Annotated in this window: 2 protein-coding genes; both read left to right on the top strand. The window is 49.0% G+C overall.

What is annotated here, in order from left to right:
* Positions 1-2 precede the first annotated feature (2 nt).
* A complete protein-coding gene (locus AC9UCN_RS06420) occupies positions 3-863 on the top strand; it encodes an ABC transporter ATP-binding protein (RefSeq protein ID WP_509525102.1) in 861 nt (286 codons plus the stop codon).
* Positions 853-1,345 (top strand): ABC transporter permease (locus AC9UCN_RS06415; RefSeq protein WP_509525099.1); only part of this gene is annotated, 493 nt, incomplete at its 3' end. The genes AC9UCN_RS06420 and AC9UCN_RS06415, both read left to right, overlap by 11 nt.

Genomic DNA, 1,345 nt, shown 5'->3' with positions numbered 1-1,345 from the left:
GTATGAGTGCAATCGAAGTCGTGGGTCTATCAAAGAGGTACAAAGACTTTCAGGCTGTCGACGACGTAAGTTTTAGTGTCTCAAGGGGAGAGACCTTCGTTCTTCTCGGTCCAAACGGGGCTGGAAAGACAACAACGATAGAGATACTGGAGGGCTTTCGAACCAGAACATCGGGAGAAGTAAATGTTCTCGGTCAGGATCCACAAAGAGCCAGCCGTGCGTTCCGGGCTCGAATTGGAATAGTTCAACAATCCGCTGGCGACCTTGGTCGACTTTCTGTCCGAGACATAATCACTCACTTTGCCAGCCTTTATCCAAACCCCAGAAAAGTTGAAGAAGTTATCGAGGCAGTTGGGCTGCAGGGTAAGGCTTCAGAGCCTATAAAAAAGCTCTCTGGCGGTCAGCAGCACAGAGTAGATGTTGCGCTGGGCTTGATCGGAAATCCTGAGGTTTTGTTTTTAGACGAACCAACAACTGGCTTTGACCCAGAAGTTAGGAGAGCTTTTTGGGAGGTTATTCGTGGGCTGCAGCAGGAGGGAATGACAATCATGCTGACCACTCATTATCTAGACGAAGCCGAGGAGCTTGGACACAGGGGCGGAGTTATTGTCGATGGAAAGCTTGTTGCCCTTGGAAAAATTGCTGAGATCGGTGGTCGGGAGAGTCGCAAACCTGAGGTCTCTTGGGTGGAGGCTGGGGTGCAACGCATCGAGCACACCGATTACCCAGCTTTGTTTATTGGTGAGCTCTCAAAAAGAATTGGCACGGAACCAGAGAACCTTCAGGTCAAGGTACCGAATCTCGAGCAGGTTTACCTTCAGCTAATTGCTGACCATCGAAACGGGGTGAAGATTGAAGACTGAGCTACCTTCCACTCTTGGCGTTGGCATAAGGAGAATTGGATACGAGCTAAAGAGCTACATCAGAACACCTGACGCTGTCTTTTTCAATTTTTTCTTCCCTCTGATGATGCTGGTTATTTTCACTGCTGCATTTTCAAACCTTGAAATTGATGTACCCGGAGCCGGAAGAGTTCTAACTTCTGCAGATGTGTACCTGCCAGCCATGTTGGCTATGGGAGTTTTGGTTTCGGGAACTCAGAACTTGGGTATTGATATGGCTATTGAAAAGCACGACGGAACTTTGCGGAGACTTTCGGGCTCGCCAATTTCCCCTGTTTCTTACTTCATCGGAAAATTCGGTCAGGTTTTCGTCTCCGCAACCCTGCAGGCGGTAGCGATTGTGCTCACGGCACGCTTTGTTTTTGGAGCTTACCTTCCTGAGACTATAGAGCTTTGGCTCACCTTTGCCTGGGTGTTCTACTTGGGTCTCTTGGCATCGAGTA

The organism is Rhodoluna sp. (assembly GCF_036721215.1).
Classification (GTDB): domain Bacteria; phylum Actinomycetota; class Actinomycetes; order Actinomycetales; family Microbacteriaceae; genus Rhodoluna.
The sequence above is the reverse complement of the archived record's forward strand: the minus strand, read 5'-3'. Positions and strand labels throughout refer to the sequence as shown.